At 35.6% G+C, this 26,821-nt stretch carries 27 protein-coding genes and 1 pseudogene; 11 read left to right on the top strand and 17 right to left on the bottom strand.

Annotation, left to right across the window (positions count from 1 at the left end; translation table 11 throughout):
* On the top strand, window positions 1-369 hold a 369-nt coding region (locus N3C60_08245; GenBank protein ID MCX8084893.1), incomplete at its 5' end, for a PD-(D/E)XK nuclease domain-containing protein.
* A 9-nt stretch (window positions 370-378) separates the two neighbouring features.
* Complete coding sequence (locus N3C60_08240; GenBank protein ID MCX8084892.1) at window positions 379-1,455, top strand: calcium/sodium antiporter; 1,077 nt, start codon at window positions 379-381, stop codon at window positions 1,453-1,455.
* A gap of 12 nt (window positions 1,456-1,467) precedes the next feature.
* On the opposite strand, the gene N3C60_08235 is transcribed toward N3C60_08240, so the two are convergent.
* The 3 genes from N3C60_08235 to mtaB are packed head-to-tail and all read right to left on the bottom strand — an operon-like array spanning window position 1,468 to window position 5,279.
* Window positions 1,468-2,346, bottom strand: coding sequence for a phosphoribosylaminoimidazolesuccinocarboxamide synthase (locus N3C60_08235; GenBank protein MCX8084891.1), 879 nt, complete (start codon window positions 2,344-2,346; stop codon window positions 1,468-1,470).
* Window positions 2,330-4,015 carry an FAD-dependent oxidoreductase gene (locus N3C60_08230; protein ID MCX8084890.1) on the bottom strand — a complete coding sequence of 562 codons (1,686 nt, stop codon included), beginning with the start codon at window positions 4,013-4,015 and terminating at the stop codon, window positions 2,330-2,332. Before N3C60_08230 ends, N3C60_08235 begins: the two co-directional genes overlap by 17 nt.
* A 16-nt stretch (window positions 4,016-4,031) precedes the next feature.
* Window positions 4,032-5,279, bottom strand: coding sequence for a tRNA (N(6)-L-threonylcarbamoyladenosine(37)-C(2))-methylthiotransferase MtaB (gene mtaB, locus N3C60_08225; GenBank protein ID MCX8084889.1), 1,248 nt, complete (start codon window positions 5,277-5,279; stop codon window positions 4,032-4,034).
* A 71-nt stretch (window positions 5,280-5,350) separates the two neighbouring features.
* On the opposite strand from mtaB, the gene glnD reads away from it, so the two are divergent.
* Both glnD and N3C60_08215 read left to right on the top strand, forming a co-directional pair.
* Window positions 5,351-7,945, top strand: coding sequence for a [protein-PII] uridylyltransferase (gene glnD, locus N3C60_08220; GenBank protein MCX8084888.1), 2,595 nt, complete (start codon window positions 5,351-5,353; stop codon window positions 7,943-7,945).
* Between the two features lie 214 nt (window positions 7,946-8,159).
* A complete protein-coding gene (locus N3C60_08215; protein MCX8084887.1) occupies window positions 8,160-8,378 on the top strand; it encodes a hypothetical protein in 219 nt (72 codons plus the stop codon).
* Between the two features lie 15 nt (window positions 8,379-8,393).
* On the opposite strand, the gene N3C60_08210 is transcribed toward N3C60_08215, so the two are convergent.
* The 14 genes and pseudogenes from N3C60_08210 to trkA all read right to left on the bottom strand — a co-directional run bounded on the left by N3C60_08210 (window position 8,394) and on the right by trkA (window position 21,911).
* The gene (locus N3C60_08210; protein MCX8084886.1) at window positions 8,394-8,861 is read right to left on the bottom strand and encodes a hydrogenase maturation protease; all 468 of its coding nucleotides are present in this window, start codon (window positions 8,859-8,861) and stop codon (window positions 8,394-8,396) included.
* Window positions 8,858-10,270, bottom strand: a complete 1,413-nt coding sequence (locus tag N3C60_08205; protein MCX8084885.1) for a Ni/Fe hydrogenase subunit alpha — start codon at window positions 10,268-10,270, stop codon at window positions 8,858-8,860. The genes N3C60_08210 and N3C60_08205 overlap by 4 nt, the downstream gene beginning before the upstream one ends.
* A 9-nt stretch (window positions 10,271-10,279) precedes the next feature.
* Window positions 10,280-10,813 carry an NADP oxidoreductase gene (locus tag N3C60_08200; protein ID MCX8084884.1) on the bottom strand — a complete coding sequence of 178 codons (534 nt, stop codon included), beginning with the start codon at window positions 10,811-10,813 and terminating at the stop codon, window positions 10,280-10,282.
* Window positions 10,810-11,520, bottom strand: coding sequence for a bidirectional hydrogenase complex protein HoxU (gene hoxU, locus N3C60_08195; GenBank protein MCX8084883.1), 711 nt, complete (start codon window positions 11,518-11,520; stop codon window positions 10,810-10,812). Before hoxU ends, N3C60_08200 begins: the two co-directional genes overlap by 4 nt.
* Window positions 11,517-12,977: pseudogene (nuoF, locus tag N3C60_08190) on the bottom strand (NADH-quinone oxidoreductase subunit NuoF). Before nuoF ends, hoxU begins: the two are co-directional and overlap by 4 nt.
* A gap of 133 nt (window positions 12,978-13,110) precedes the next feature.
* Window positions 13,111-13,605, bottom strand: coding sequence for a bidirectional hydrogenase complex protein HoxE (gene hoxE / locus N3C60_08185; protein MCX8084882.1), 495 nt, complete (start codon window positions 13,603-13,605; stop codon window positions 13,111-13,113).
* 65 nt (window positions 13,606-13,670) lie between these two features.
* Window positions 13,671-15,944, bottom strand: a complete 2,274-nt coding sequence (locus N3C60_08180; GenBank protein ID MCX8084881.1) for a Smr/MutS family protein — start codon at window positions 15,942-15,944, stop codon at window positions 13,671-13,673.
* A complete protein-coding gene (locus N3C60_08175) occupies window positions 15,944-16,471 on the bottom strand; it encodes a CvpA family protein (GenBank protein ID MCX8084880.1) in 528 nt (175 codons plus the stop codon). Before N3C60_08175 ends, N3C60_08180 begins: the two co-directional genes overlap by 1 nt.
* A 16-nt stretch (window positions 16,472-16,487) precedes the next feature.
* Window positions 16,488-16,940, bottom strand: a complete 453-nt coding sequence (locus N3C60_08170) for a GatB/YqeY domain-containing protein (GenBank protein MCX8084879.1) — start codon at window positions 16,938-16,940, stop codon at window positions 16,488-16,490.
* Entirely contained in the window at window positions 16,915-17,451 is a 537-nt protein-coding gene (locus N3C60_08165) for a cob(I)yrinic acid a,c-diamide adenosyltransferase (GenBank protein MCX8084878.1), read from the bottom strand. Before N3C60_08165 ends, N3C60_08170 begins: the two co-directional genes overlap by 26 nt.
* Window positions 17,452-17,455: 4 nt before the next feature.
* The gene (gene pfkA / locus N3C60_08160) at window positions 17,456-18,418 is read right to left on the bottom strand and encodes a 6-phosphofructokinase (GenBank protein MCX8084877.1); all 963 of its coding nucleotides are present in this window, start codon (window positions 18,416-18,418) and stop codon (window positions 17,456-17,458) included.
* A 9-nt stretch (window positions 18,419-18,427) separates the two neighbouring features.
* Window positions 18,428-19,102, bottom strand: a complete 675-nt coding sequence (gene queC, locus N3C60_08155) for a 7-cyano-7-deazaguanine synthase QueC (protein MCX8084876.1) — start codon at window positions 19,100-19,102, stop codon at window positions 18,428-18,430.
* A 9-nt stretch (window positions 19,103-19,111) separates the two neighbouring features.
* A complete protein-coding gene (locus tag N3C60_08150; GenBank protein ID MCX8084875.1) occupies window positions 19,112-20,521 on the bottom strand; it encodes a TrkH family potassium uptake protein in 1,410 nt (469 codons plus the stop codon).
* Between the two features lie 46 nt (window positions 20,522-20,567).
* Window positions 20,568-21,911, bottom strand: a complete 1,344-nt coding sequence (gene trkA, locus N3C60_08145; GenBank protein ID MCX8084874.1) for a Trk system potassium transporter TrkA — start codon at window positions 21,909-21,911, stop codon at window positions 20,568-20,570.
* Window positions 21,912-22,107: 196 nt separating this feature from the next.
* Between trkA and N3C60_08140 the strand changes: the two genes are divergently transcribed.
* Genes N3C60_08140 through N3C60_08110 form a run of 7 tightly spaced genes read left to right on the top strand, consistent with a single transcriptional unit; the run spans window position 22,108 to window position 26,813 of the window.
* A complete protein-coding gene (locus N3C60_08140; protein MCX8084873.1) occupies window positions 22,108-22,611 on the top strand; it encodes a DUF177 domain-containing protein in 504 nt (167 codons plus the stop codon).
* 14 nt (window positions 22,612-22,625) lie between these two features.
* Window positions 22,626-22,808, top strand: a complete 183-nt coding sequence (gene rpmF / locus N3C60_08135; GenBank protein MCX8084872.1) for a 50S ribosomal protein L32 — start codon at window positions 22,626-22,628, stop codon at window positions 22,806-22,808.
* On the top strand, window positions 22,809-23,888 hold the full coding sequence (gene plsX / locus N3C60_08130) for a phosphate acyltransferase PlsX (protein MCX8084871.1): 1,080 nt from the start codon (window positions 22,809-22,811) through the stop codon (window positions 23,886-23,888). It abuts the gene before it with no gap.
* A gap of 7 nt (window positions 23,889-23,895) precedes the next feature.
* A complete protein-coding gene (locus N3C60_08125; GenBank protein ID MCX8084870.1) occupies window positions 23,896-24,873 on the top strand; it encodes a ketoacyl-ACP synthase III in 978 nt (325 codons plus the stop codon).
* 15 nt (window positions 24,874-24,888) lie between these two features.
* Complete coding sequence (gene fabD, locus N3C60_08120; GenBank protein MCX8084869.1) at window positions 24,889-25,821, top strand: ACP S-malonyltransferase; 933 nt, start codon at window positions 24,889-24,891, stop codon at window positions 25,819-25,821.
* Complete coding sequence (fabG, locus tag N3C60_08115) at window positions 25,814-26,554, top strand: 3-oxoacyl-[acyl-carrier-protein] reductase (GenBank protein MCX8084868.1); 741 nt, start codon at window positions 25,814-25,816, stop codon at window positions 26,552-26,554. Before fabD ends, fabG begins: the two co-directional genes overlap by 8 nt.
* Window positions 26,555-26,576: 22 nt before the next feature.
* On the top strand, window positions 26,577-26,813 hold the full coding sequence (locus N3C60_08110) for an acyl carrier protein (protein MCX8084867.1): 237 nt from the start codon (window positions 26,577-26,579) through the stop codon (window positions 26,811-26,813).
* Window positions 26,814-26,821 lie beyond the last annotated feature (8 nt).

Raw genomic sequence — 26,821 nt, 5'->3', positions numbered from 1 at the left:
GATCTGGATGGATTTATCTCTGTTGTTAGCTCAATATTTGCCTCAATACCTTATGATGATGGGATGAGGCTTAATGAGGGTAGTTTTCACACGTTATTTTATCTTATGGTATCAGCTGGTGGCCTTCCAGCGAGGAGTCAGGTGCTCAACTACAGTGGTAGGATAGATATGGTGTTGGAGATGAGGGATAAGGTGTATATCTTTGAGTTTAAGTGTAATCAGAGTGCAGAGGTTGCTCTAAACCAGATCAAAGAAAGAGGCTATCACAGACAGTATCAACATAGTGGTAAATCTGTTTATCTTATTGGTGTAAATTTTGATTACAAAAAAAGGAATATTGATGAATATGAATATATCAAGATTATATAGGAGATGGTCATGTTATTATTGATATTTTTGTTTGCTGTTGGTTTAGTAATCCTTATAGTGGGTTCTGATTTACTTGTGAGAGGTGCATCTAAGCTTGCAATATCTATGGGGGTATCACCTCTTGTAGTTGGGCTAACGGTGGTGGCTTTTGGTACGAGTGCGCCTGAGTTGGCTGTATCGGTAAAAGCAGCGTGGTCTGGTTTTCCTGACATGGCTGTAGGTAATGTTGTTGGGTCTAATATAGCAAATATTCTTTTAATATTAGGTTTATCTGCTATGGTTGCTCCTGTTGTGGTGCATACTCAAGTGGTGAGACAGGAGATCCCAGTACTAGTGGGAACATCTGCACTTTTTGCATGTATGGCTCTTGATGGAAAGCTCAGTAAATTTGATGGAGGGTTGCTTTTTTTGCTCATCATAGTTTATACAATCTTTTTGGTGAGGCAGTCGAGAAAAGAAAGTAAACTTACGCAGGATGAATACGCTAAGCAAATGCCAAAAAGTAGTTGGGATGATCGCTTGTGGGTTCAGGTAGTTCTTATTATTGTTGGCTTAGTAGGTCTTGTATGGGGGGCTGATATAGCTGTTAAGTCAGCTGCAAAGATAGCAGAATTTTTCGGTGTTAGTGAATTGATAATAGGTCTTACAATAGTAGCAGTGGGGACTTCTTTGCCTGAGATTGCCACATCAGTAATGGCGATGGTAAAAGGTGAAAGGGATATAGCTGTAGGAAATGTTGTAGGTTCAAATGTTTTTAATATTTTATCAGTTCTTGGTTTATCTTCTTTGGTTTCTCCAAGTGTGGTAACTATTAATAGAGATATCTTGCAATTCGATCTTTGGATTATGTTGGGTGCTGTATTTGTGCTTATTCCTATAGTTATGTCAGGGATGACGATTTTAAGATGGGAAGGTTTAAGTTTATTACTCTTTTATGCTTCCTATATTGTTTTTTTGGTTTTAAAGTCTTCAAATAGCAAATGGTTGGGAGAGTATGCTCAAATAATGATGGGTTTTGTGGCTCCCCTTGCTATAGCCTTTATAATGATTAGATATGTAGTTCACATAAACAAGTCGGGGGATTGACCCCTTTGAATATTACTTTGTCAATATTTCCATTATCTCCTGATATCTTTTGGATGTCTGTTCGACTATGTCTTGTGGTAAATTTGGTCCTGGAGCAGTTTTGTTCCAGTTCAATGTTTCAAGATAGTTTCTAAGGAATTGTTTATCCATACTTTCTTGTGGTTTTCCTGGTTGGTATTTATTTTTAAACCAAAACCTCGAAGAGTCAGGGGTGAGTACTTCGTCTATTAAAATAATTCTACCATTATAATTTCCAAACTCCATTTTAGTATCTGCTATAATTATCCCCTTTTTCTCAGCTATTTCAGATGCTCTTTTATAAACTTTTATAGCAGTTTCCTTAAGTATTTCAGCAGTCTCTTTGCCAACAATTTCCTGCATCCTTTCATAGCTAATGTTTTCATCATGTTTCCCCAATTCTTCCTTCGTTGCTGGTGTAAATATAGGCTCATCAAACTTTTCCGACTCGAGCATCCCTTCCTTTAACTTTATTCCGCATATTGCTCCTGTAGTTTTGTAGTCTTTCCATCCTGAACCAGAAAGATACCCTCTTACAACGCATTCTACTGGATATGGCTTTGCTTTTTTTACCATCATTGTTCTGCCTTCTAAAATGGATTTATATTTTTTCACTACCTCTGGCATTTCATTGATCTCAGTGGTGATAAGATGATTTTCCACTATATCTTTTGTTTGTTCAAACCAGAATCTTGACAGTTGTGTCAAAACGTACCCCTTCATCGGGATACCGTTGGGCATTATCACATCAAAAGCAGATATTCTATCAGTGGTAACTATCAAAAGATACTCTTCCAAATCATATATATCTCTAACTTTACCTCTTCCTAATAACGTTAGATCCTTTAAATTGGTTTCAAGTATTACTTCCATCAAATACCTCCATATTCTGAATTTTGGCGATACGTTTTATGCTTTCTATACCACCTGATACGTTATAAGCCTCAAACCCAAGATTTCTTAGCATCTTAGTGGCAATATGTCCACGATAACCCACAGCACAGTAAACGTAAATGGGTGATTTGTTGTTTAAAAGATGAAGGGATTCTCTTAGGTCATTCACATAGATATTGATAGCATTTTTTACATGGATGGTTTTATATTCTAGTCTTGTTCTAACATCCAAAATCTGGATGTCGTCTTGTTTTTGTATAATTTGTAAAAAAATCTGTGGTTTGATAATGTAGCTTACCCCCCTTAATAGATTTGCTGCGACACTGGCTGCAATATTTGCCGGGTCTTTTGCGGAACCGAATGGTGGAGAGTAGCAGAAATCTATCTTTTCTAAGTCATAGACAGTTAAGTTTGCATAGATTGCAGTGGAGATTATATCTATTCTTCTTTCTACCCCGATTTCCCCTGAAGCTTGAGCACCTAATATTTTGCCTGTTTTTTTGTCGAAAATGAGTTTTATAAATATATATTTAGCAGTTGGATAATATTCAACATGATGGGGATCTTCTGTATAAACGAAGTCTGCATCAAAACCGTTTTTGATTGCTTCTTCATAGGAGAGCCCTGTTTGAGCACAGCAAGCTGGTCCAAAACTAACTATAGCTGTTCTTAATGTTCCAGAGTAGACCATGTGACCACCTGCTGCATTACACCCGGCTACTTTACCTTCTCTATTTGCTGGTCCAGCAAGGGGAGCAAGACAATATCGTTGGGTAACTATATTTTTTTTCTCTACGAGATCACCTGCTGCATATATATCTACCACAGATGTTTCCATCTTTTCATTTACTCTGACACCGCCAAGATCTCCGATTTCAATACCGGCAGTCATTGCAAGCTCAATATCAGGTTTTACACCTGTAGAAATTATAAGCAAATCTGTGTCTAAAGAGAAGCCTGAGTCTGTGGTCAGTGTTATGTTTTGGTTATTCAAAGAGGCCTTAACAACTTTTGTGTTTGTGTATACCTTTACGCCATCTAATATCATCTGGTTATAAATCTTTTCTGATATCTCTTGGCTAAATGTGGGTAAAATATTTGGTAATGCTTCAACTATAGATACATTTAGATTGCAATTTACAAGAGCCTCAGCAGTTTCTATTCCAATGTAACCAGCACCTATGATAGTAGCTGATTTTGGTGATTTATCTATGATGTAAGATTTTATGTTATCCATATCTTCTATAGATCTAAGGGTGAAATATGGTACTGTTTCAATGCCTTCTATTTCTGGAATTACTGTTTTAGCACCATTACAAAGGATGAGCTTGTCATAAGGGAAGATTAACTCTTCTTCGTTTTTTCTTGCGTAAACCAATTTCTGTTTAGAGTCTATTCGGTAGGCGGTGGTTTTTGTGTAAACATCTATATTAAAGCGTTTTTTAAACGATTTTTCATTGTGGAATAAAAGGGCACTTCTATTTTTTATGACATCACCTATATAATATGGCATCCCACAGTTTGCAAAGGAGATATAGCCATTTTTTTCAAGGATTGTTATCTGGGCATCTTCATCAATTCTTCTTGCTTTTGCTGCAGCAGAAGCTCCAGCTGCGACTCCACCTATGACTAAAATCTTTTTTTTCATATTGTCCTCGTTAGCATTATTTTATAGAGCCCAATAAAGTACCATCAAAAGCAACACCAACAATATGAACATCTATGAATAAGTTGTTAGCTATGTTTTCTGTAATATCAACTTCAAAGTAGTTATCTGTAAGCCCTTTGTTCCCTTTTTCTGTAAGAACTCTTACCTTTTGCCCAAACAATCTTTTAGAGTGGTTAAATCTTTTAGAGTCACTTAATTCCCTAAGTATTTCTGATCGGTTTTTTTTGATCTTATCATCGACCTTATCTGGCATTGTAGCAGCTTTAGTCCCTTCTCTTTCTGAAAAAGGGAATATATGCATATAAGTAAGTGGCATTTCTAATAGGTTTTTATACCCTTCTTTAAAATCTTCTTCCCTTTCACCGGGAAAACCAGTGATGATATCGGTACCGATAGTAAAATCGGGGTCTCTATTTTTTATAAGAGCTATCTTTTCTGTGTACTCTTTAATGGTATAATGTCTGTTCATAAGTAATAGAATTTTATCGGTAGTACCCTGCAAAGGTATATGGAGATGTTTGCATATTTTAGGTTCAGATATGATTAGATCTATCATGGCGTCTGTTAATTCATTTAGCTCTAAAGATGATAACCTTATTCTATAGTCACCATTTAATTTGGTTAAATCTTTTAAAAGGGTATACAGATCAGTATCGATATCGGTGCCATATTTACCTATATGGATCCCCACTAATACAATCTCTTTGAAACCTTTTTTCAGAAGATCTTTGAATTCGTTGATTATTTGGGTTTTATTTTTACTTCTGGGTTTACCTCTTAAGTGGGGTATAATACAATAACTACAAAAGGAATCACAACCATCCTGTATTTTTAAAAAACCTCTGGTTTTATCGGTGATTGAATTAGGAAAAGATTCTTTGTAATAATCAAGCTCAGATATAGGTGTCAATTGATTTTCATTTGTTTTTATATACTTAAAGATATTGTCTTTTTCAATGTTTGTTATAATTAAATCGGCATCTTTAACGTTGTTTTTTTTTAGTTCTGCGAGGCAACCAGTCAGTACAATTTTTTTTTCAGGATATTTTGATTTTAGTTTTTTTATTAATTTATATGATTTCTTTTCAGCATTATCTGTTACAGCACAAGAGTTTACGACAATAATGTCAGAGTCTTCAATCTTATCTGTATATAAGAAACCTTCGATTATTGCCTTTGATTTTAGATTTTCACTTTCTACAAGGTTTACTTTACAGCCCAAAGTTTGAAATGCTATTTTCATCAGCTTATAATAGAGCAAATTAAGAAAAAAGTGAAGATTTTTTTCTTTTCTTTTTTTATAAATGTTGTAAAATGAGTAAAAAGCTTTGGGCGCATATGAAAATATTGGAGCTAAAATCCTTTTACTGGGATGAATGGAATAAAATAAAAAAAGATCATTTTGAAAACAACACTTCTGCGTGGAATACCTTAGAAAGGATATCCCTTTTGTCAGATGATGTGATAAAAAGGGCGTTATCCCAATACTGTGTAGATTGGGATGGAGTGGCTTTTATAGCTCTTGGGGGTTATGCTCGTAAAGAGATGTGCCCTTTTTCTGATATAGATGTATTGATATTTCATATAAATCACCTAACTGCAGAGCAGGAGGAAGCCATTAAGCATTTTATCTCTTCCATGTGGGATATAGGGCTTGCTCCTGGAGTCCAGATCAAGAATGTATCAGAGCTTTCGGAACCATCATATTTAGATGAAATCGTAAAAAATTCATTGATAGATAATAGATTTTTGGATGGTAGTTTTGTTGCCTATCTGAAATTTGAAAAGATTGTTCACAACTATATTTTAAACAGGGGTAGGTACAATTTTCTCATAAACAAAATTAACGATGTTCGCAAAAGAATGAGAAAACACCGTGATTCTATGCTTAAGATTGAGCCTAATATAAAAGATGGAATTGGTGGTGTCAGGGATTACAACAGTGTTTACTGGATAAATAAGGTGCTGTTTGAAAGTGATAGACTTACTACTTTAATAAATGAAAAGATAATCTCTGCTGATGATTATGATATTTTTTATCAATCTGTGGAATTTATTTTCAGGATAAGGATTAGGCTACATTATTTCTATAACAGAAAAAACGATATCTTAAATATGGAATCCCAGAAAAATATTGCCGAATCTATGGGATATACGGATACAACTTATTCTCTTGGAGTTGAACTTTTTCTCAGAGATTTTTACCGATCTGTGAGGGCTATTTCTGATATCACCCACAAGGTTTTTGAAAAGATATTCAATAACTACGTTATATCCAATAACATTAAAAAAGTTCATATGGAGGAGTTGGGCTTTGGGCTGGTAAAGTATGAAAATATGATAACTATTAAAGATAAAGAGATTTTTATAAAGTATCCAACTCTGTTTATTCATTTGTATACTATTGCTGCAAAAAATGGTCTTAGGATATCTGATGCAACATCTCAATTGATAAAAGAACATCTATATCTGATAGATGAGCAATATCTTAAGAAACATGGTTATCTTTTTCTTAAAGCTATATCTGACTTTCCTAATAGTTTTAAGGTTACGAGTAACATGTTAAGGGATGGGGTGCTTGAAAGATTTATTCCAGAGTTTTCAGATATATATTGTAAGGCTCAGTTTAATACTTATCACCATTACACTGTTGATGAACATACACTATTAGCTTTAAAGTATCTCGATGAACTTTCTGAGATATTTACTAATAGGTATTCGATATTTCAAAAGGTTTTTGCAGAGATAGAAAAAAAAGAGCTTTTGAGTTTAGCTGTTTTGTTACATGATATAGGTAAGGGGCAGGGGAAGAATCACTCCCAAGTTGGAGCTAAGATGTCCAAGATTGTTTGTTCAAGGCTTGACTTAAAATTAGATGATATTGATACAGTGGCAAATCTTGTGGAGCATCATCTGCTTATGGCACATATCTCCCAGAGAAGGGATATACATGATTTTAATGTGATTAAGCATTTTATATCTTTTATAAACAATATAGAAGAACTTAAGATGTTATTTGTCCTTACTTATGCAGACTCAAGGGCAACAGGTGGTAATAATTTTAATGAATGGAAAAAAAGCCTTCTCTTTGAGCTGTATGAAAATGCATTAAGATATCTCGAATCTGAAGATATGAAAAAAGAGTTTGCATCCATCGTTTCAAGTAAGAGGGAAAGGCTCAAGGAGAGGGTAGGGGCTAATGTTCTCATGCTTAATATGATTGATTCTCTCGATGATGAATATATCTTTAGCAACAAAATAAAGCATATAGTACGTCACCTCGATATGGCTATTAAACTAAATGATAATAATAGAAAGATTATTCACGGGGAGATAAGGGATGATCTTAATTGTTATGAGATAACTATATGTACTTTTGACTCCATAGGTCTTTTGAAAAAGGTTTCTGGTGTTCTGGCATCCTTTAATATAAACATACTCGGAGCCCAAATATATACCCTTAATAGGACCATAGCTATAGACAAGATTCAGGTGAATATGAGTAATGAAGGATTGGATTATATTCATGAAAAATTCCCCTACATAGAAGGTAGGATACGTTCTGTGCTTTCTGGTAAGATCTCTGTGGATGACCTTCTCTCAAAGTCAATGGGGAATATATACTCAAATAAAAAGAAGATATTTAAAGTTAATAGAAAAGTGGAGTTCGATAATATAACCTCACCCATCTACACCATAGTGGATGTTTATGCAGAGGATTTTGTCGGTTTGTTATACTATATTCTATCTGTTTTTGAAAAACTGAGAATAAGTGTACAAAAAGCAAAGATTTCTACTGATGTAAATAGAGTCGTTGACTCCTTTTATATTACTGATGAGAATGGTAATAAAATCGAAGATAAACAGTTTTTGTATACGATTCGGGAAGAGCTTTTTAAGGTTATTTAGGGGTCTATTGTTTTATCGTAATCAAACATTTTTTTATTTAAGTTAAAAATGTAGAATTTTTTGTTTTTTTTTATTTTTGCAAAATTAAGTGTTTGATATATATATGATTTTTCAGATATATAAAAATTAAAAAAAACATTTGACAAAGTTATTTTTTAGATATATAGCAACCTTTGTTCAAAAAAACGCCTATACAGGTAAGGAGGACATTTATATGAAAAAGCTTTTAACACTTATGGCAGTAGTAGTTATCGCAGCTACAGTGTTTGTAACTGGTTGTCAGAAAAAAGAAGAGCCAGCACCAGCTCCTGTTAAGCAAGCTCCAGCTGATAATGCAACTAAACCAGCTGACAATGCAGCAGCTCCAACTGACAATGCAGCCAAACCAGCTGACAACACAACTCCTGCAGCAGATAATGCAACTAAAAAGTAATTAGTTTGTCTAAAGCTAAAAAAGGGGGCTTTTGTGCCCCCCTTTTTTATTGAGGGATTCGAGATAAGATAGTATTGTTTTTTTTATTGAGCCCAAGTGCGATTTGAGTTCTTCGGATATTGTTTCTTTAAAAGCAAAGTTTTTTGATGTTACTGTGATTATTTTTATATCTGGAATGTTTACGGGGAGATGTTTAAGATAACTTGCTAAATTATCTAAGCCAAATTCATGAAAAAGTGGGGTTTCTAAGGTATTGTGTTTTAGCTCTTTAAATTTCACATGACCTGTGTACTCTGCACATTCTGCATCTAAAATAATTACTAAATCATATTCACTAATAATGTATAGATGTTCTGGTAAGAGTTGGAATGTATTTATAAAGCTCCAATCAGGGAGATCCTGTTTTAAAATTTCTGCAAGGATATGACCTATACCATCATCTTCCCTTAAGGGGTTGCCTAATGTTAATAAAAGTTTTTTTATCTTGCTAACTCCCTGATTTTTTCTCCTCTGTAGTTTAAGATCTCAACTTTCATGGGCATTTTACCAACAGCATGGGTTGAACAGCTTAGGCATGGATCGTAGCATCTTATTACAGCTTCTATTCTATTGAGCATGCCATCGGTTATCTTTTCACCATTTATAAAATGTTTAGCAGCTTGAAGTATACCTTTGTTCATCGCAAGATTGTTATGACCTGTAGCTATAATAAGGTTTGCATATTCCACAAGCCCATTTTTGTCTACTTTGTAGTGGTGTATAAGTGTGCCTCTGGGGGCCTCTGATGCCCCTATACCTTCATTTTGGTTCACTCCTGCAGTAGCTTTTACATGATGATCATAAGTGGCAGGATCTTCTAACAGTTCTATAATCTTCTCAGCACAAAAGATGATCTCCACAAGACGGGCATAATGATTTAAAAAGGCAGCATTACTAATCTCCCCAGCAATCTCTTTGTAAACTTTAAATTGTTCTTCAGCTACTTGCGTGCCACATTTTCTGGCTATATTTAGCCTTGAAAGGGGGCCTACTCTGTAAATTCCATCATCGTAACCTATTTTTACAAGATAGGGTGATTTGAGATAGCTAACTGTTTCTACCCTTTCAGCGAGATATGCTTTATATTCTGTTGGATTAAACTCAAATATTTTATCCCCTTTTTCATTGATAACAACGATATTGCCATCATAGTGTTCCAGGTGATCAGAACTGGAAAGTCCTAAATGGTATGTATCAAAGTTTGAAAGGTAGGATACCTCTTCATCAAAGGAGGATAACACTTTTTGTATAAATTCAATGGTGGTAAGTGTCTTTTCAATACAAGATTTGGCACCACTAATGATTTCATCTTTAAAGATTTTATCAATCGGTTTTTCTACACCGCCTGCGATGATATAATCTGGATGGATCCTTTTACCTGCTACCATTTCAATTACACTTTGACCAAATCTCCTTAGAAATATTCCGTTGAGAATGAATTCTCTGTTAGATTCAATAACGCCGTTAATATTCCTTTTTGAAGGATCGTAGTCCATTCCTAACAGGATATCGGGGCTTGATAGATAGAAGAAGCTCAACGCGTGGGATTGTAATATCTGGGCATAATTTATTATCTTTCTAATATTTTCTCCTGCTTTTGGTACTTTTACAGCCATAATTTCATCACAGGCTTTAGCGGCAGCTATAAGGTGACTAACTGGACATATCCCACAGGTTCTGGCCATGAGTCTCGGCATCTCTGTAAAGGGCCTTCCTTCACAGAGTTTTTCAAAACCTCTGTATTGGGTTACATGAAATTTAGCATCCCTTACAGTACCTGTCTCATCGAGATATATGGTAATCTTTGCGTGTCCTTCTATACGGGTAACCGGGTCTATGACTATTTTTTTCATAACATTTCCTCACTTTCCAAATCTTGTAAAATTGAAAATATCTATTTCATTATTTTCTAATAAAGATTTTATTAAGTTATAAAAAGCTTCTGCAGGGGGAGGGCAACCGGGTAAAAAGTAATTAACATGTACAACTTCATGAACAGGTAATACTTTGCTAAGTAGCGGTGGTACATCGGTAAAAACCGGATCCACGATACCATCGGAATTTTCAAGGTAACCCCTATGAATTACCTCTTTCAGATTAAATGGGTTTCTCATGGAAGGAACATTGCCAGTAATGGCACAATCCCCAATCGAAATTAAAGCGGCTGTTTTGCTTCTGATCTTCTTTAATTTTTGTATATCTTCATGGGTACTTACAGCACCCTCAATCAGTGCTACATCTACAAAATCAGGATATTCTTTTTGATCAACAAGGGGGCTATAGACGATATCAAAGTATGTTAAGATCTCTACGATTCTTTCGTCGATATCAAGAAAAGACATATGGCAACCGGAACAACCATCAAGCCAAATGGTAGCTAACTTCTTTTTGTTCATAATGATCCCCCACTGCTACTACGCATTACTTTTAGATATTGCAAGAAATCTCTTTTTTTTCTTGCTCCGACTGGCTTACCTTTTTCAAATAGAGCACCTGTTGGGCAAACTTGAACACATTTCCCACAACTTGTACAGCTTTCAGCTTTTCCCCATCCCTCATCGAAATCTGTGAATATACGGGCGTCGTACCCCCTTCCTTTTATATCCCAGGTGTGGGCTCCCTCTATTTCAGCACAAACCCTTACACATCTCACACATAAAACACACCGGTTATGATCTAAGCCAAACTTTTCATGGCTTAGATCCACTTCACATTTGGGATATTTATTTGGCATTTCGAAATGATCTATCTTAAGTTCTATCGATAGGTCCTGTAGTTCACAGTTACCATTTGCTATGCAGATGGAGCAGATATGATTTCTTTCTGCAAATATCATTTCAACAATTAATCTTCTATGTTCCAATATTTCAGGTGAATTTGTAATGACTTTCATACCTTCTTCGATCTTTGTGATACATGCAGGTGCCAATCTTTTTCCATCTATTTCCACTATGCATACTCTGCATGCTCCAATGGGGGTTAGTCCTTCTAAGTGGCATAGGGTGGGTATTCTTATATTGTGTTCTATGGCTACTTCAAGGATTGTTTGATCTTCTCTGCCGGATACTTCTAAATGATCAATCGTTAACGTTTTGATTTTCATACTAATTCTCCTTTGAACTTACATACACCTGCAGGGCAAAACTTATTTACCACATGTTCATAGTATTCATCTCTAAAGTACTTAAATGTACTTAAAACAGGATTTGAAGCCGATTGGCCAAGTCCACAAAGGCTTGTTTTTTTCATCGTATTTGCAAGTTTTAGCATTGTAGTAAGATCAGATTCAGTTGCTTCACCTTTTGTGATCTTATCAAGTAGGTCAAAAATCTGAATCGTTCCGTTCCTGCAAGGGGCACATTTTCCACAGGATTCGGATTTGCAGAAATCCATAAAATATTTTGCTACATCCACCATACACGTGTCCTCATCCATAACAATCATTCCCCCAGAACCCATCATTGAACCTAATTTAATCATCGATTCATAATCTACAGGTGTATCTATATAATCCAAAGGGATACAACCTCCAGAGGGTCCTCCAGTCTGAACAGCTTTGAAGTCCTTGCCATTTGGTATACCACCACCGATATCAAAGATTAACTCTCTAAGTTTTATACCCATAGGTACTTCGACTAAACCGTTATTGACTATTTTGCCTGCTAATGCGAATACTTTTGTTCCTTTGCTTTTTTCGGTACCGATAGAGGCAAACCATTGGGCACCTTTGTTTATTATTGTGGGGATGTTTGCATATGTTTCAACGTTGTTTATGAGGGTAGGTAATCCCTTTATCCCAGACTCAGCAGGATAAGGGGGTCTTGGTCTAGGTGTACCCCTTTTACCCTCTATTGACGAGATGAGAGCTGTTTCTTCACCGCATACAAAAGCACCAGCACCTAAGCGGATCTCTAAATGAAATTCAAAGTTTGATTCAGCTATATTCTTGCCTAATAAGGAATACTTCTCTGCCTGTTTTATTGCAATTTTTAACCGCTTGATGGCTAAAGGGTATTCTGCTCTAACATATATATACCCCTTTGAGGCATTTACAGCGTAGGCAGCAATTAGCATACCTTCAATTACCCTATGGGGGTCACTCTCTAATACTGATCTGTCCATAAATGCTCCAGGATCACCTTCGTCAGCGTTACAGACAACATATTTGCTCTGGTTTTGCATCTTGGCTACGGTACTCCATTTCAAGCCTGTTGGATAACCTCCACCTCCACGTCCTCTAAGCCCACTTTTCATGATTTCCGAAATTACCTCTTCTCGGCTCATATCATTTATGCATTTTAAAAAAGCTTTGTAACCACCTTCCAAGATATAATCCTCGATCGATTCTGGATCTATTTTGCCTGAGTTTTCTAATACTATCTTGAATTGTTTTTCATAGAAATTTTTGTCTTGTTGCTCTTTTTTATCTGCATTCTTTATCTCTTCTACTATCTTTTCTAAATTGTCATAGGTAGCATGTTCTATAATAACACCATCTGGATCGACTCTGATAAGCCCACCTTTACTACACAGACCAATACAGCCAACACCTTTTACCTCTCTATTGGGAAATATCTTTTTTAGTTCTTCTAATACTCTGTCGCTTCCTAGAGCTATACATCCAGCAGCTACACATACTTTTATCGATCTTTTATCTTTGTCAAGTTTTGTTCCAATCATCTCTAATAAATTTTCATATATCATCTGTCCACCTCTTAATCGTTTCGTTTACACGATCTTTTGTAACATTTCCAGCAATTTCATTGTCAAAAACAATTACGGGTGCCAAACTGCAGGCTCCAACACATCTTGCTGTAAGTAGTGATACTTTTCCATCTTTAGTGGTTTCACCGTCTTTAATATTGCATTCAAGGGAAATATGGTTTAAAAGCTCACCAGCTCCTTTTATATAGCAGGCTGTTCCAGTGCATACTACACAGGTATGCTCACCTTTTGGTTTTAGTGTAAAGAAATGATAGAATGTTACCACACCGTAAGTTTTGCTGAATGGAATCTTCAATGATTCAGATACAAACCTTATGGCGCTTTCATCTATATATCCAAAGTACTCTTGAACAGTATGCAGGACCTCTATAAGTGCATCTGGAGAAAAGCCATATTTCTTCATTGTGTTTAAAACAAATCGCCATCTTTTATCATCTGATGGAGGGTTTATCTTTCCAAACATATAATACTCTCCTGAGATTTTCTAAATATATTATAACATAAAATTGTAATGGATGAAAATTAATATCAAAGTTCAACAATGGTTATAGCGTTTCCACCCTCTTTTAGATCGGCTATTCTAAAAGATTTAACTCTTTTATCTGACTTTAAAAGATTTTGTAGGCCTTTTTTTAAGGCTCCTGTACCTCTTCCATGTATCACATAGATTTTATCCCAGCCGGAAATCAGGGCTTTGTCAATAAATTTGTCGAGTTCGTCCCATGCTTCTTCTACTGTTTTCCCTATAAGGACTATTTCATATTTAGGGGATTTTAAGACAGATGTCTTCACAGAGATTGAGCTATCTTTTGGTTCTGATGTTGTGATCTTTTCACCTTTAAGATCTTTGATATCTAAGGTAAGTTTCAATCCATCAAGATCTATCAATACCTTATTTTTATTTATCTCCAAAACCTTAGCTACTTTATTGTATTGGTTTAATTTTATTAAATCTCCTTCTTTTATATCCAAGATGTGGGTATTTTGTTCTAATAGGTTGAGTTTTGATGATATCTGTTTTTTTAGGGAGTCGACTTCATCTTTAGGGAAGGTTTTTATTGTTTTAACTTGTTTTAAAATATTTAGCGATTCTTTTAAAATTTCCGATTCTTTTTGGGATATAAGTTTTTTAAATTCTTCTTCCTTTTTATGGAGCTCTTGTTTTTGTTGATTAATTTGCTTCCTTTCCTCTTCGAGCTGTTTTTTTTCATATTCTATTTTAAGTTTTATCTCATTGAGTTCCTCAAGGGTTAGGGTTTCAAAGGATTTATACTCGTTTATTATTCGATAAGCTTCCTCTATAATAGATTTCTTAAAATTTAATTTGGTAGCAATGATTAATGGATCTGATTTAGCCATTAGGTTTTTTATCAGTACAAATTTTGGTTCAAAGGTATCATAGTTGAAATCAACACCGTATAGCATGACCCCTTTATCCCGTAAACCAAGATTTCTAACTCCATTGAAATGCGTAGTGATAATCACCTTAGATCCTATTTGTTGGAGATATTTTATTATTGATAAAGCAAGGGCTTCACCTTCTTTAGGATCGGTTCCAGTACCTAATTCATCTAAAAGAATTAGCGATCTATTATCAACATTTTCAAGTATATTTTTGATATTAACCATATGTGAGGTAAAGGTGCTTAGATCCATGATTAAAGATTGTTGATCACCGATATCAGCATAGATGGATTCAAAGTTTATGATCTCAGCATATTTTGCAAAGATAGGTAGACCACATTTTGCAATAATACAGTTTAATCCTATCGATTTTAGTGCAGCTGTTTTTCCGCCAGCATTTGGCCCTGTTATGATTGCTACATTTGTATTTTTATCCATATTGAAGTTTATTGGTACGGATTGTTCTTGTTTTATATCCAATATCAAGGGGTGATGGATCTGTTCTAACAGGAGATCACTGGAAAAAATTGGGAATGTGTATCTTCTGTTTCCCACGTATTGGAAAATGGCATAGTAAAAATATATCTTTGTGATCGATTTTACTGTTTCTGTGATCTCATAGAGATGGGATCTTATACTATCAAGAAGATGAAGTAGTATCTTTCTTATCTCTAACTCTTCAAGGGACAGAAGTTCTTGATACCTGTTGTTCATATCCACATTCGATGATGGTTCCACATACATGGTTAGACCACTACTGGATATGGAGTGGACTATACCTTCAAGATATTGTCTGAAATTCGGTTTTAGCAGAAGGACAAGCCTATGGTTGTATTCTTTGATCACTTTTTCTTGAACAAACTTTTCAGCATCTTTACTGTTTAAAATCCTGTTTAGGGACTGGTAAAGTTTAGCTTTAATGGCTTTAAGCTCCGTTCTTATGTCAAATAGTTTTTCTGATGCGTGGTCTTTCAAACTACCGTCAGCGGATACTTTGTCAAAGATATTGTCAACTATATCTCCAAGAGTATATATGTTAGCAAAGATTGTTTTAAGATGATTTATCTGGTTTTCACTAAATATTTTCTTTTTAAATTCTCCTAATTGACGGTGGTACTCTCCAAAAACCAAAAGATCTTGGATAAGCCATGAGGAAAAAGGATCCATAAGTTTTTGGTAGAAGGTGTAGTAGTCTTTTGAGTCTGGGAGGGCTCCATCAAAACTTTTGAAGATATTTATTGCTTCTTCAACTATTTTTTGTTCACTTAGTATGTCATTTATAGATAAAAGTGGTTTAAGTTGATGATCTATGAAATCATCAGAAAATTTTGAGGGGGAGAATCTTTTTAGTGAGTCCTTATATGTTTCAAAATCTAACTGTTCCAATGTTTCTTTCATTAAAGCACTTTTTTACTCTGATTGAATGGGTTTGAAAATCTGTTACCACTTATTTTGTTTATGATGTCATAGATGTAAGGATTTATCGAGATTATTTTCGATGAGATGGGGGATAACATAAGTTGCTTACTGAATTCTGATCTTGGTGTGATGGAAACTAAAAAGCTTAAAAGTACACTCATTATTACTACAGACTTTAAGAAACCAAAAAAAGCTCCCCCTAGACTATCAATCCAACCTATCTTAATAGCTTTGAAAAACTTTTTGAGAATATATGAGATGAATATGATTACTATAAATATAATTATAAAAGTTAATACAAATCCAAATACTTTTGCCATATGCTCAGAAAAGCCGAAAAAAATTAGTATCTTCTGGGAAACTGGATTTATCTGATGGGAAAAAAGATATGCAATTATTATACCCAAGATCCTAAGTATCTCCCATATTAAACCCCTTAGATAACCTTTTATTGTAAAAACAGCAATAATGAGGAGAAAAAATATATCCCAGCCACTTAAACCCATTTAGATGACTCGTTCTTTAAAGTTTACCGGCGATAACATCATTTACTAAATTGTTTACCTCTTTACCGTCAAATCTGCCCTGAATCTTTGTCATGACAGAGCGCATTACAATTCCAAAGTTCTTCTTATCAGATATATCTACTTTTGCAATCTCATCTTTTATGATCTGGATGACCTCTTCTTTTGTTAGTGGTTGAGGTAGGTAAACCTCTAAATACTTTAGTTCTTCAGTCTCTTTTTGCACAAGATCTTCCCTACCAGCGTTTTTAAATTGTTCTATGGCATCTTTTCTCTTTTTGATCGATGATTGAATAACCTTTATAATCTCCTCTTCAGATAATTCGCCAATCTTTGCTATCTCGGCGTTTTTTATTTCAGATTTTATCATTCTTATGGCATTTAGTGCTAATTGATTTTTTTCTTTCATATACTGTTTCATATCTTCATTTATTTTTTCTTTCAAACCCATGAGATTTTCCTCCTTTTCTTTTAGCTATTACCCTTGCCATCATAAAAAGTAGATCAGAGAGCCTATTTATAAACCTTAAAAAAATTTTGTCAATATTTTCCAGATGGGATAATTCTACTACCCTTCTTTCAAATCTCCTACAAACTGTTCTACAAATATCTGCTATAGATGCCTCATAACACTCTGAGGGCACGATGAAGCCGTTTAGTTTTCCCACTTCCTCTTCATATTGGGATAAAAGTTTTTCTATATATAAGATATCGTCATCTTTTAGGGAAAAATCATCGATATTTCCTTTTGATGCCAAATAAGCATTTGTCAGATAAATCTTGTTTTGAATAAACTCAATCTCGTCATATAAATCACTACATATATTTTTTAATAGCCCTAAAAAAGATATCAGTTCATCTCCTGTTCCGTAGGCTTCTACTCTCAGATCAGCTTTGGATATCCTTTCTCCCGTATAAAGGGCTGTATTACCATCATCACCCTTTTTAGTGGCTATTGACATTTTGTTACCTGCTCAGCATTTCAGCAATTTCAAGGAGTTTGTGGTCAAGAGGTTTTTTAAGACCTATTATATCCTTGAAAGGGACCAACTCTATCTTGGTTTTTTGTAGAGCAGTCATACAGGAAGAGTTACCAGCTAAGAGGGCTTCTACAGCTGCGGTACCCATTCGTGTGGCTAAGATTCGATCAAACACTGTGGGACTACCACCCCTTTGCAGATGTCCTAATATTGTAACCCTTGTATCGAATCCACCAATCATACCAAACACTTTCCCAAAGTCTGTAGCAGAACCTACCCCTTCTGCTATTATTATGATACTCCTAGTTTTACCCTGTTCATACCTTTTTCTGATCTTGGCTATAATTTTCTCTATATCGTATTGAACCTCAGGAATCAAAACAGCTTCAGCACCTGTGGCGATGGCAGATATCAGTGCTAAATATCCACAGTTTCTCCCCATAACCTCAATAAGGAACGTTCTGTCGTGGGAGCTTGCTGTATCATTTATTGAGTCCACAGCTCTCACTATGGTATTTAGTGCAGTATCAACACCTATTGACATATCGGTACAGCAAAGGTCATTGTCAATGGATCCGGGTATTCCAATAGTTTTTATTCCATATCTTTCGGAAAGTATTTTAGCACCTGTCAACGAACCATCTCCACCAATTACCACCAACCCTTCTATACCATGTTCAGCCAGGGTGTTTACAGCTTTTCTTTGACCTTCGTCAGTCTTAAATTCCGTTGATCTTGCGCTTTTTAGGATTGTTCCACCCCTCTGAATGATATTTGCAACAGATTTATTATCCATCTTTATGATCTTCCCTTCTATGAGTCCTTTATAGCCCTGCTCAATGCCATATACCTCCACATCGTGTGCTAAAGCTGTTCTAACTACACTTCTTATGGCAGCGTTCATTCCGGGGCAATCACCACCGCTTGTCATAACTGCAATCTTTTTCATAGTTTCCCCCTAAAAAGGTTTTATTTTATAAGGTATGGGATCATCTATGCCAGCGTCTCTAAATCCTTTTAATCTAAGCAGGCAACTGTCGCATTCCCCGCAGGCTATTTCGTTATCTTTATAACATGACCAAGTAAGTTGGAAAGGTGCTTTGAGGGAATTGCCGATTTTTACTATTTCACCCTTTGTTTTGTCAATAAGAGGGGTTTCTATTTTAAGGTGTGTGTAGGCTAATCCTACTTCTAAAACATTGTTAAAAGCATCATAAAAAGCTTTTCTACAATCAGGGTAACCGCTACTATCTTCTTCTACTACACCTATAAATATCCTGTTAGCCTTTATCACTTCGGCCCAACTAACGGCGATGGATATGATGTTACCATTTCTAAATGGGACATAAGTTGTTGGGATACCTTGCCTGTTGAGGATACCTTTTTCCACTTCCATATTGGGGGATGTCAGGGATGAACCACCAATATCCTTTAAATAGGATATATCAACAATTTTTTTATCTTTGACGTTGAAATACTGGACAAGGTCGTTAAATGCCTTGAGTTCCCTTTCTTCTGTTTTTTGACCATAGTTTATATGAAGAAAGTATAACTCATAACCTTTGTTTTTTGCTATAGATGCAGTAACACAGCTATCTAATCCACCACTAACTAACACTATAGCTTTTGACATCAAATGCTCCTATTTTTTCCAGTAATATGGAGTAATTATAACAAGAAACGTGTAAATTTCAAGCCTACCTAAAAGCATACCTATACTTAGTGTCCATTTTGCATAATCAGGAAAAAAACTATAATTTTCCATGGGTCCCACATTGCCAAAACCTGGTCCAATGTTACCAACGCATGCTAAAGATGCGCTTACAGATGTAACTAAATCTACGCCGGAAAAGCTTACAGCAAGTGTTACAAAAAGCACTGTTAGCATGTAAAGAAAAAAGAATCCAGATATTGCATATACAGTGTTTTTTCGCACTGATTCACCATTTATTTTTAATACAAATACCCCTCTGGGGTGCACCAAATATTTCATTTCGTTTATTGCTTGTTTTAGAAGAGTTAGAATTCTGATGACTTTTATCCCTCCACCTGTAGAACCAGAACAACCACCTACAAACATCAAAGCAAATAACAGTGTTTGGGAAAACAGTGGCCATTTCTCATAATCATCTGAGGCAAAACCTGTTGTAGTTAAAATAGTGGCTACTTGGAAAAAGGCTGATCTAATACTGTCATGAAGGTTTAGGTTTGTTTTGGAATAAAGATCTAATCCTATTATGGTGGTATAGGCTAATATCAAAGATATATAAAACTTCCATTCTGAATCTCTTTTGAGTATATTAAAATGACCAAGAAATAGTCGGTAATGCAATGTAAAATTCATCCCTGCAAGTATCATAAAAACAGCTACTACCCATTCGAAGTAAGGGTTTTTGTATGTTAGAAAGCTTTCGTTTTTTACTGAGAAGCCACCAGTTGCTAATGTGGCAAATGAGTGATTTATTGCATCAAAAAAGCTCATTCCACCGAGATACAAAAGAGCAATTTCTGAAAAAGTAAGTGTTATATATATATACCAAAGATATTTAGCAGTGGTGGTGATTCTGGGGGATATTTTATCTACTGATGGCCCAGGGGCTTCTGCCTTGATAAGCTGCATTCCTCCTATACCCAAGAGGGGAAGAATTGCTACGGTAAGTACCACAATACCCATACCACCTAACCAGTGGGTAAGGGATCTCCAGAAAAGAATCGATTTGGGCAGATCTTCAACAGACTTGAATATGGTAGCCCCCGTTGTGGTATAGCCTGAGATGCTTTCAAAAAATGCGTCGGTATAAGAGGTAACTGATCCTGTTAAATAATAGGGCAAAGCACTGATTGCTGATATTACTAACCATCCAATAGATACCAAAAACATTCCATCTGCAGATGACAAAAAGTCCCTTTTAGTTTTTCTTAATGTGAGAATTGTTAAAGCACTAAAGAGTAAACTTATTATCATAACAATGAAAAATGTTCTTATGGCATGGTGTTCTTTATAGTACATGGCTACAATAATAGGTAAGATCATAAAAAGAGAGATAATCATAACCAGGTATGCAAAAACTTTGAATATGAATTTGAATCGCATATAACTACTGTTTGAAAAACTCCTCCAATGCTTTATCAGATCCCTTAAGAGCAAAGGCTATTATTATGTCACCGCTTTTAAAAACAAAGTCTCCGTCAGGGATATAGCTTTTTCCATTCCTCGTTATGGCTACTATAACTGCATTTTGTGGGATTTTGCAATTCTTTAGAGCTACGCCATCGAGTTTTGAACGATGATTCAGTAGGAATTCTATGGCTTCTCCTTTTCCATCAAAGAGCGAGTAGATATTGATTATATTCCCTTTTTTAACATATTTTAATATTGTATTTACAGCACTTAGCTTTGGGCTTATTGATATATCTATTCCAAGACTACTTGCCATGTGGAGATAGTTTGCCTTGTCGATGAGGGCTATCGCCCTTTTAACACCTATAGATTTATAATAACTGGCAGATAATATATTGATTTCATCATTATCTGTTGCTGTGATTATGAGGTCTTTTTTGTGGAGCTCTTCCTCTTCCAAAAGTGTTTCATCAGATATATCACCATTTATTACCAAAACCTCAGGGAACATGTCCGCTAATTTTTTTGATTTCTCGTAGTCTTTTTCTACGACTATGATATCTCTTCCTTTACTGATTAGACCCTCTATAACTATTCGTTGTATTTTTCCGCCACCAGCAATTATGACAGATTTGATTTTTCTTCTTTTTATCCCTATATATGAAAAAAGCATATCTAGGTTTGTCTTAGTACCTACAATAAAAAGGTGATCTTCAGGTTGGATAATATCTTTACCTGAGGGGATTAAAAGCTGACCTTCCCTGTATATGGAGGCAACTACGAAAGGGATCTTTGAGTTTTTCCTGATACTCTCTAAAGACTTACCAGCAATATCCACATCGCTATCAACAAAAACCTCTCGGAACTGTATGTCTGTATCATCGAAAACAAATACATCGCTTATGGCGCCGTACTCTACACCCCTTATAATTGATTTGGCTGCTTCTACTTCTGGGTTGACCAAATAGTCAAAACCTGCAATTTTTTTATCAAAAAGGTTTGTCTTATGGTAATCGATATTTCTAACTCTTGCAATTTTTGTATCCACAGAAAAGTTGGAATGAACAATGAGGCATGAGATCATATTTACTTCATCTGAATCCGTTACCGCAATAAAGATATCTGCTTCATTTACGCCTGCTGATTTTAAAAGATCGTAGTTGGTTACCTCACCCACAATAGTGTAGCAGTCAAGATGCTCATTAACATATTTGATTCTGTCTTTGTCGCGATCTATTATTGTTATGTCATTACCGTTTTCCACTAAATGTTTAGCTAAATTAAAACCTACCTCTCCTGCACCAGCAACGATTATCTTCAAACTCTACACCTCTTTTTTATATTACTATAACAATAATTTTTGTTAAAATCAAATGAAAGTTGGTTACTTTGACTAATGGGGATCTTAAAACGGAACTTATTGTAAAAACTTATATTTAATAATACCAATAATTTTTAAAGTTGACAATGTCTTTAGATTAACATATAAGGTTAGTTCAAATTTTGACGGTGAAGGTATGAAAATTTTTTTTGAACAGATTAAACAGGAAGGAAATCTTGTAAAAACAAGTTTTAGTTTTGATGTAGATGATATCAGTTTTTTTATAAAAAGTTTTGATGGAAAACTTTACCCAATTAAAAAGGGTTATGTATTGGATGGTGATTTAGAGCTTGTGATAAGTGATGTTTGCGATAGATGTTTGAAGAAGTTCGATGAAAGTTTTTTAGAACATATTACTGTGGAGTTGGTAAGGGAAGACACTGTGAACCTTAGCTCTGAAGAAGAACTCGACGAAGATGATCTTGGGTTTTACCATATTAAAGAGGATCATGTTGATATACATGAAATACTCTTTCAGGAGTCCATACTTTTAAGACCGATGAAAAGACTATGTGTGGATGAGTGTAAAGGTATTTGTCCAAAATGTGGTAGAAACCTCAATGAAGAAAAATGTGAATGTAATGCTGAAGTCGATGAGCGCTGGAAGGCGCTTACAAAGCTATTGCAGAATAATAAATAACATAGAGGTGTAAAATGCCAAACCCAAAAGGTAAATCAAGTAGGTCAAAGATTGGTGCAAGAAGAAGTCATCATAGGGCAATCCCCCATGGTCATGCAAAATGTGATAACTGTGGTGAGTTGAAGCTTACCCATACTATTTGTCCAAACTGTGGCTATTATGCCAAAAGAAAGGTATTAAAGATCGAAGAGATCTAAATGATAAGGGTTGCTGTTGATGCTATGGGGGGCGATTATGCTCCCCAGGAAATCATCAAAGGTGTTCTGTTGGCAAGACAGGAGTATCCTATCGATATTATTTTAGTTGGTGACGAGCGTATTGTCAAACAAGAACTGGAGAAACAAGCTAAAACATCTAATTTAGATAGATTATTTATTGTTAATGCAGAGGAAGAGATAAGAATGGATGATATCCCGGCATTAGCAGCAAGAAGAAAAAGGAATTCTTCTATGCATGTGGGGATGAGACTGGTAAGAAATGGTGAGGCCAATGCTTTTTTTAGCGCTGGTAACACCGGTGCTATGATGGCTGTGGCAAAGCTTATTTTAAGAACAATTGAAGGTGTTGATAGACCGGCTATAGGTGCTGTCTTTCCTAATATAAGGTCTAAGACTATAATACTGGATGTAGGAGCTAACGTTGATTGTAAACCTATTCATTTTCTTCAGTTTGCTATTATGGGTAAAGCCTATGCAAAATATATCTTAAAGCTGGATAACCCAAAGGTTGGACTTTTAAGCATAGGTGAGGAAGATGTTAAAGGGAATGAGTTAACAAAATCTGTTTTTTCATTGCTGAAAAACTCTAATGTGATAAATTTTATAGGGAATGTTGAGGCTAAGGAGATCTTTAAAGGTGTAGCAGATGTGATCGTATGTGATGGATTTACTGGGAATATAGCACTAAAATCGAGTGAAGCAGCTGCAGGTTATATCGCAACTTTGCTAAAAGAGGAGTTAAAGAGGAGTTTTATTTCTAAGATTGGTGCTCTTCTTGCGAAGGGTGCATTTGAAAGGGTCAAAAAAAGGACAGACTATACAGAGTATGGTGGTGCACCTCTTCTTGGTGTAGATGGCATAGTTATAATAGGGCACGGAAGTTCTAATGCCAATGCTGTAAAAAATGGTATTAGAGTATCGTATGAGCTTGCTTTAAATAAAGTCAATACGCATATAGCTGAGGATATAAAGCTTAATGTTGAATGTAATGGAGAACAGACTTTTTGGAGCAGTTTAAAGGACAAAGTTAAAAATATTGCTTCACAAATCCAAGGGTGAGGTTCTTATGGTATATTCAAGGATCATCGGTACTGGTTCTTATTTTCCTGAAAAGGTTTTGACTAATAAAGATCTTGAGCAGATGGTGGATACTAGCGATGAGTGGATATTGACCAGAACAGGTATCAGAGAGAGAAGGATCTCAGATAATGAGCCGACCTCCATTTTAGGAACAAAAGCTGCTGAAAAAGCTATAGAGATGGCAAATATAGATAGAAATGATATAGATGGCATCATAGTAGCTACATTTACTCCTGATACTATAATGCCGTCGACTGCTTGTCTTATACAAGACCATCTTAAACTAAAAAATAACTGTTTTGCATTTGATATGTCTGCTGCTTGTTCTGGATTTATCTATGCTTTGGCTGTGGCTGACTCTATGATAAAAAATGGTTTGGCTTATAATCTACTTGTGATTGGTGCTGAGAGGATATCGGCTACAGTAGATTGGAGCGATAGGAATACATGTATCCTTTTTGGAGATGGAGCTGGGGCTGTTGTGATGACGAGGAGTGATGAGCCAGGTTTTAGATCCTTTCACTTAAATGCTGATGGTTCCGCAAGTGGGTTGCTTACCCTTGATAGTTTGGGTACCAATTTTATGGGGGAAAGGAAAAATAAAAATATAGATGATCACCTTATAAAAATGAAAGGGAATGAGGTTTTTAAAATAGCTGTGAGAGCTATGGCTGAAGCAACGGCAAAGGCGGTGGAATCAAGTGGTTTAAGGTATGAAGATGTAGATTTTTTTATCCCCCATCAGGCAAATCTTAGGATTATTGAAGCTGCTGCCAAAAGGATCAATCTTTCCAATGATAAGGTTATAGTTACTTTAGATAAGTTTGGCAATACCTCATCAGCTACCATACCTACGGCGCTTGATATTGCTGTAAGGGATGGAAGAATTAAAAAAGGTGCCAATATTGTTTCTGCTGCTTTTGGTGGTGGTTTAACTTGGGGTTCTACTCTTTTTACATTTTGAAAAAAGGAGTTGTGAATGGGTAAGATTGCTGTGGTATTTCCCGGCCAAGGGTCTCAATATGTAGGTATGGGGAAAGATCTCTTTGATCAGTATAAAGAATGTAGGAGATTTTTTGAAAAAGCCGACGAACTGATTGGGTATAGCTTGTCCAGGATAATGTTTGAAGGGCCTGAGGATGAACTGAAGATAACTTATAATACCCAGCCAGCCCTTTTGACGGTAAGTGTGGCAGTTTGGGAGTTAGTAAAAGATAAAATAAACGCTGATCTATTTGCTGGGCATTCGTTAGGGGAGTATTCTGCAGTTGTCGCCGCAGGGGGTATGAGCTTTGAAGATGCTGTTTTAGCTGTCCATAACAGAGGTAAGTTTATGCAAAGTGCTGTTCCTGTAGGTGTTGGGGCGATGGCTGCTGTTTTATCGATGGATGAAAACATAATATTAGAAACCTGCAGGGAGATTTCGAAAGACGGTTTTGTGGTGGAACCAGCCAATTTCAATTCCGATGCCCAGTTGGTAGTGGCAGGTCATGCTGAAGCTGTAGATCTATTTATAGAAAAGATAAAAGAAAAGGGCGGGAGAAAAGTAATTAAGTTGCCTGTTAGTGCACCTTTTCATTGCTCTTTGATGAAACCTGCCGAGGAAAAAATGGCAGAGTATTTGCAAAAAGTAAGGATCACTGATCTTCGCACTCCAATCTATAGCAATGTGGAGGCAAGTAAAGAGATTAGTTCTGATGAGGTGAGACTTAACCTAATAAAGCAAGTATCAGCTCCCGTAAGGTGGACTGATTTGGTAAGAAATATGATAAAAGATGGTGTTGATACTTTTGTGGAAGTTGGTGCTGGTAACGTTTTAACAGGTCTTATAAAAAAAATAGATAAAAATGTAAGGTGTTTTAACATAGGTAAGGTTGAGGATATTGCAACACTTGGAGGGTTAAATGTTTAAGGATAAAGTGGTCTTAGTAACTGGTGCATCGCGGGGTATTGGCAAGGCTATTGCAAGAGATTTTGCTGCTAATGGGGCTAAAGTCTGTATTAATTATGCTTCAAGTGAACAACCTGCTTTACAGTTTAAAGATGAGTTAATTTCCCAAGGTTATGTTGCTGAAGCATTCAAATGTGATGTTGCGGATGAAAATGAAGTAAAAGATATGTTTGATAGGATTGAGGAAAAATTTGGTTATGTTGATGTTCTCGTTAATAATGCAGGTATAACCAGAGATAATATTATCATGAGAATGAAGTCTGATGAATGGGATTCTGTAATAAATACGAATCTTAAAGGTGCTTTTAATTGTTTAAAAGCTGCTTCAAAAGGTATGATGAAAAAAAGATATGGTAAGATCATTAATATTTCAAGTGTAGTCGCTTTTTCTGGCAATGTTGGACAAGCAAACTATATCTCTAGTAAAAGTGGATTGATCGGTTTGACCAAATCTGCAGCGATAGAATTGGCTGGACGTGGTATAAGGGTAAATGCTATAGCGCCCGGTTTTATAGAAACTGAGATGACAAAAGATCTTCCAGAAGATGTTAAAAATGCTATGCTATCTCGAATACTTTTGGGATACTTTGGTAAAGCAGAAGATGTGTCGAAAGCTTGTTTGTTCTTGGCATCTTCAGACGCCGACTATATAACTGGAACAGTATTACATGTAAACGGTGGTATGTATTTTTAATACAATAAAAGGAGGCATAATTATGGCTGATGTTGCATCAAGAGTGAAAAAGATCATAGCTGAGCAACTTAATATCGATGAGGCTCAAGTAAAACCTGAAGCATCTTTTATCGATGATTTGGGTGCTGACTCCCTCGATACAGTGGAGCTTATCATGGCCCTCGAAGAGGAGTTTGATATCGAAATCCCTGATGATGTTGCTGAAAAGATAAAAACTGTTGGGGATGCTATTGATCATATCTCTAAGATTGTTGGTTAAACTTTGCA

It is taken from the genome of Calditerrivibrio sp. (assembly GCA_026415135.1).
Classification (GTDB): Bacteria; Chrysiogenota; Deferribacteres; order Deferribacterales; family Calditerrivibrionaceae; genus Calditerrivibrio.
Note: the sequence above shows the minus strand (reverse complement) of the source record. Positions and strands in the feature narration are given on the sequence as shown.

Coding starts and splice junctions, on each gene's coding strand:
- hoxU (MCX8084883.1), bottom strand. CDS start 11,520: ATGAAAATCAAAACGTTAACGATTGATCATTTAGAAGTATCCGGCAGA.
- pfkA (MCX8084877.1), bottom strand. CDS start 18,418: ATGAAAAAGATTGCAGTTATGACAAGCGGTGGTGATTGCCCCGGAATG.
- N3C60_08240 (MCX8084892.1), top strand. CDS start 379: ATGTTATTATTGATATTTTTGTTTGCTGTTGGTTTAGTAATCCTTATA.
- N3C60_08200 (MCX8084884.1), bottom strand. CDS start 10,813: ATGAACAAAAAGAAGTTAGCTACCATTTGGCTTGATGGTTGTTCCGGT.
- N3C60_08165 (MCX8084878.1), bottom strand. CDS start 17,451: ATGTCAATAGCCACTAAAAAGGGTGATGATGGTAATACAGCCCTTTAT.
- N3C60_08125 (MCX8084870.1), top strand. CDS start 23,896: ATGGTATATTCAAGGATCATCGGTACTGGTTCTTATTTTCCTGAAAAG.
- queC (MCX8084876.1), bottom strand. CDS start 19,102: ATGTCAAAAGCTATAGTGTTAGTTAGTGGTGGATTAGATAGCTGTGTT.
- N3C60_08110 (MCX8084867.1), top strand. CDS start 26,577: ATGGCTGATGTTGCATCAAGAGTGAAAAAGATCATAGCTGAGCAACTT.
- N3C60_08140 (MCX8084873.1), top strand. CDS start 22,108: ATGAAAATTTTTTTTGAACAGATTAAACAGGAAGGAAATCTTGTAAAA.
- plsX (MCX8084871.1), top strand. CDS start 22,809: ATGATAAGGGTTGCTGTTGATGCTATGGGGGGCGATTATGCTCCCCAG.
- hoxE (MCX8084882.1), bottom strand. CDS start 13,605: ATGTTTGGAAAGATAAACCCTCCATCAGATGATAAAAGATGGCGATTT.
- N3C60_08235 (MCX8084891.1), bottom strand. CDS start 2,346: ATGGAAGTAATACTTGAAACCAATTTAAAGGATCTAACGTTATTAGGA.
- N3C60_08180 (MCX8084881.1), bottom strand. CDS start 15,944: ATGAAAGAAACATTGGAACAGTTAGATTTTGAAACATATAAGGACTCA.
- glnD (MCX8084888.1), top strand. CDS start 5,351: ATGAGTAAAAAGCTTTGGGCGCATATGAAAATATTGGAGCTAAAATCC.
- N3C60_08215 (MCX8084887.1), top strand. CDS start 8,160: ATGAAAAAGCTTTTAACACTTATGGCAGTAGTAGTTATCGCAGCTACA.
- rpmF (MCX8084872.1), top strand. CDS start 22,626: ATGCCAAACCCAAAAGGTAAATCAAGTAGGTCAAAGATTGGTGCAAGA.
- N3C60_08150 (MCX8084875.1), bottom strand. CDS start 20,521: ATGATTATCTCTCTTTTTATGATCTTACCTATTATTGTAGCCATGTAC.
- N3C60_08170 (MCX8084879.1), bottom strand. CDS start 16,940: ATGGGTTTGAAAGAAAAAATAAATGAAGATATGAAACAGTATATGAAA.
- fabD (MCX8084869.1), top strand. CDS start 24,889: ATGGGTAAGATTGCTGTGGTATTTCCCGGCCAAGGGTCTCAATATGTA.
- N3C60_08205 (MCX8084885.1), bottom strand. CDS start 10,270: ATGAAAAAAATAGTCATAGACCCGGTTACCCGTATAGAAGGACACGCA.
- fabG (MCX8084868.1), top strand. CDS start 25,814: ATGTTTAAGGATAAAGTGGTCTTAGTAACTGGTGCATCGCGGGGTATT.
- N3C60_08230 (MCX8084890.1), bottom strand. CDS start 4,015: ATGAAAAAAAAGATTTTAGTCATAGGTGGAGTCGCAGCTGGAGCTTCT.
- N3C60_08175 (MCX8084880.1), bottom strand. CDS start 16,471: ATGGGTTTAAGTGGCTGGGATATATTTTTTCTCCTCATTATTGCTGTT.
- mtaB (MCX8084889.1), bottom strand. CDS start 5,279: ATGAAAATAGCATTTCAAACTTTGGGCTGTAAAGTAAACCTTGTAGAA.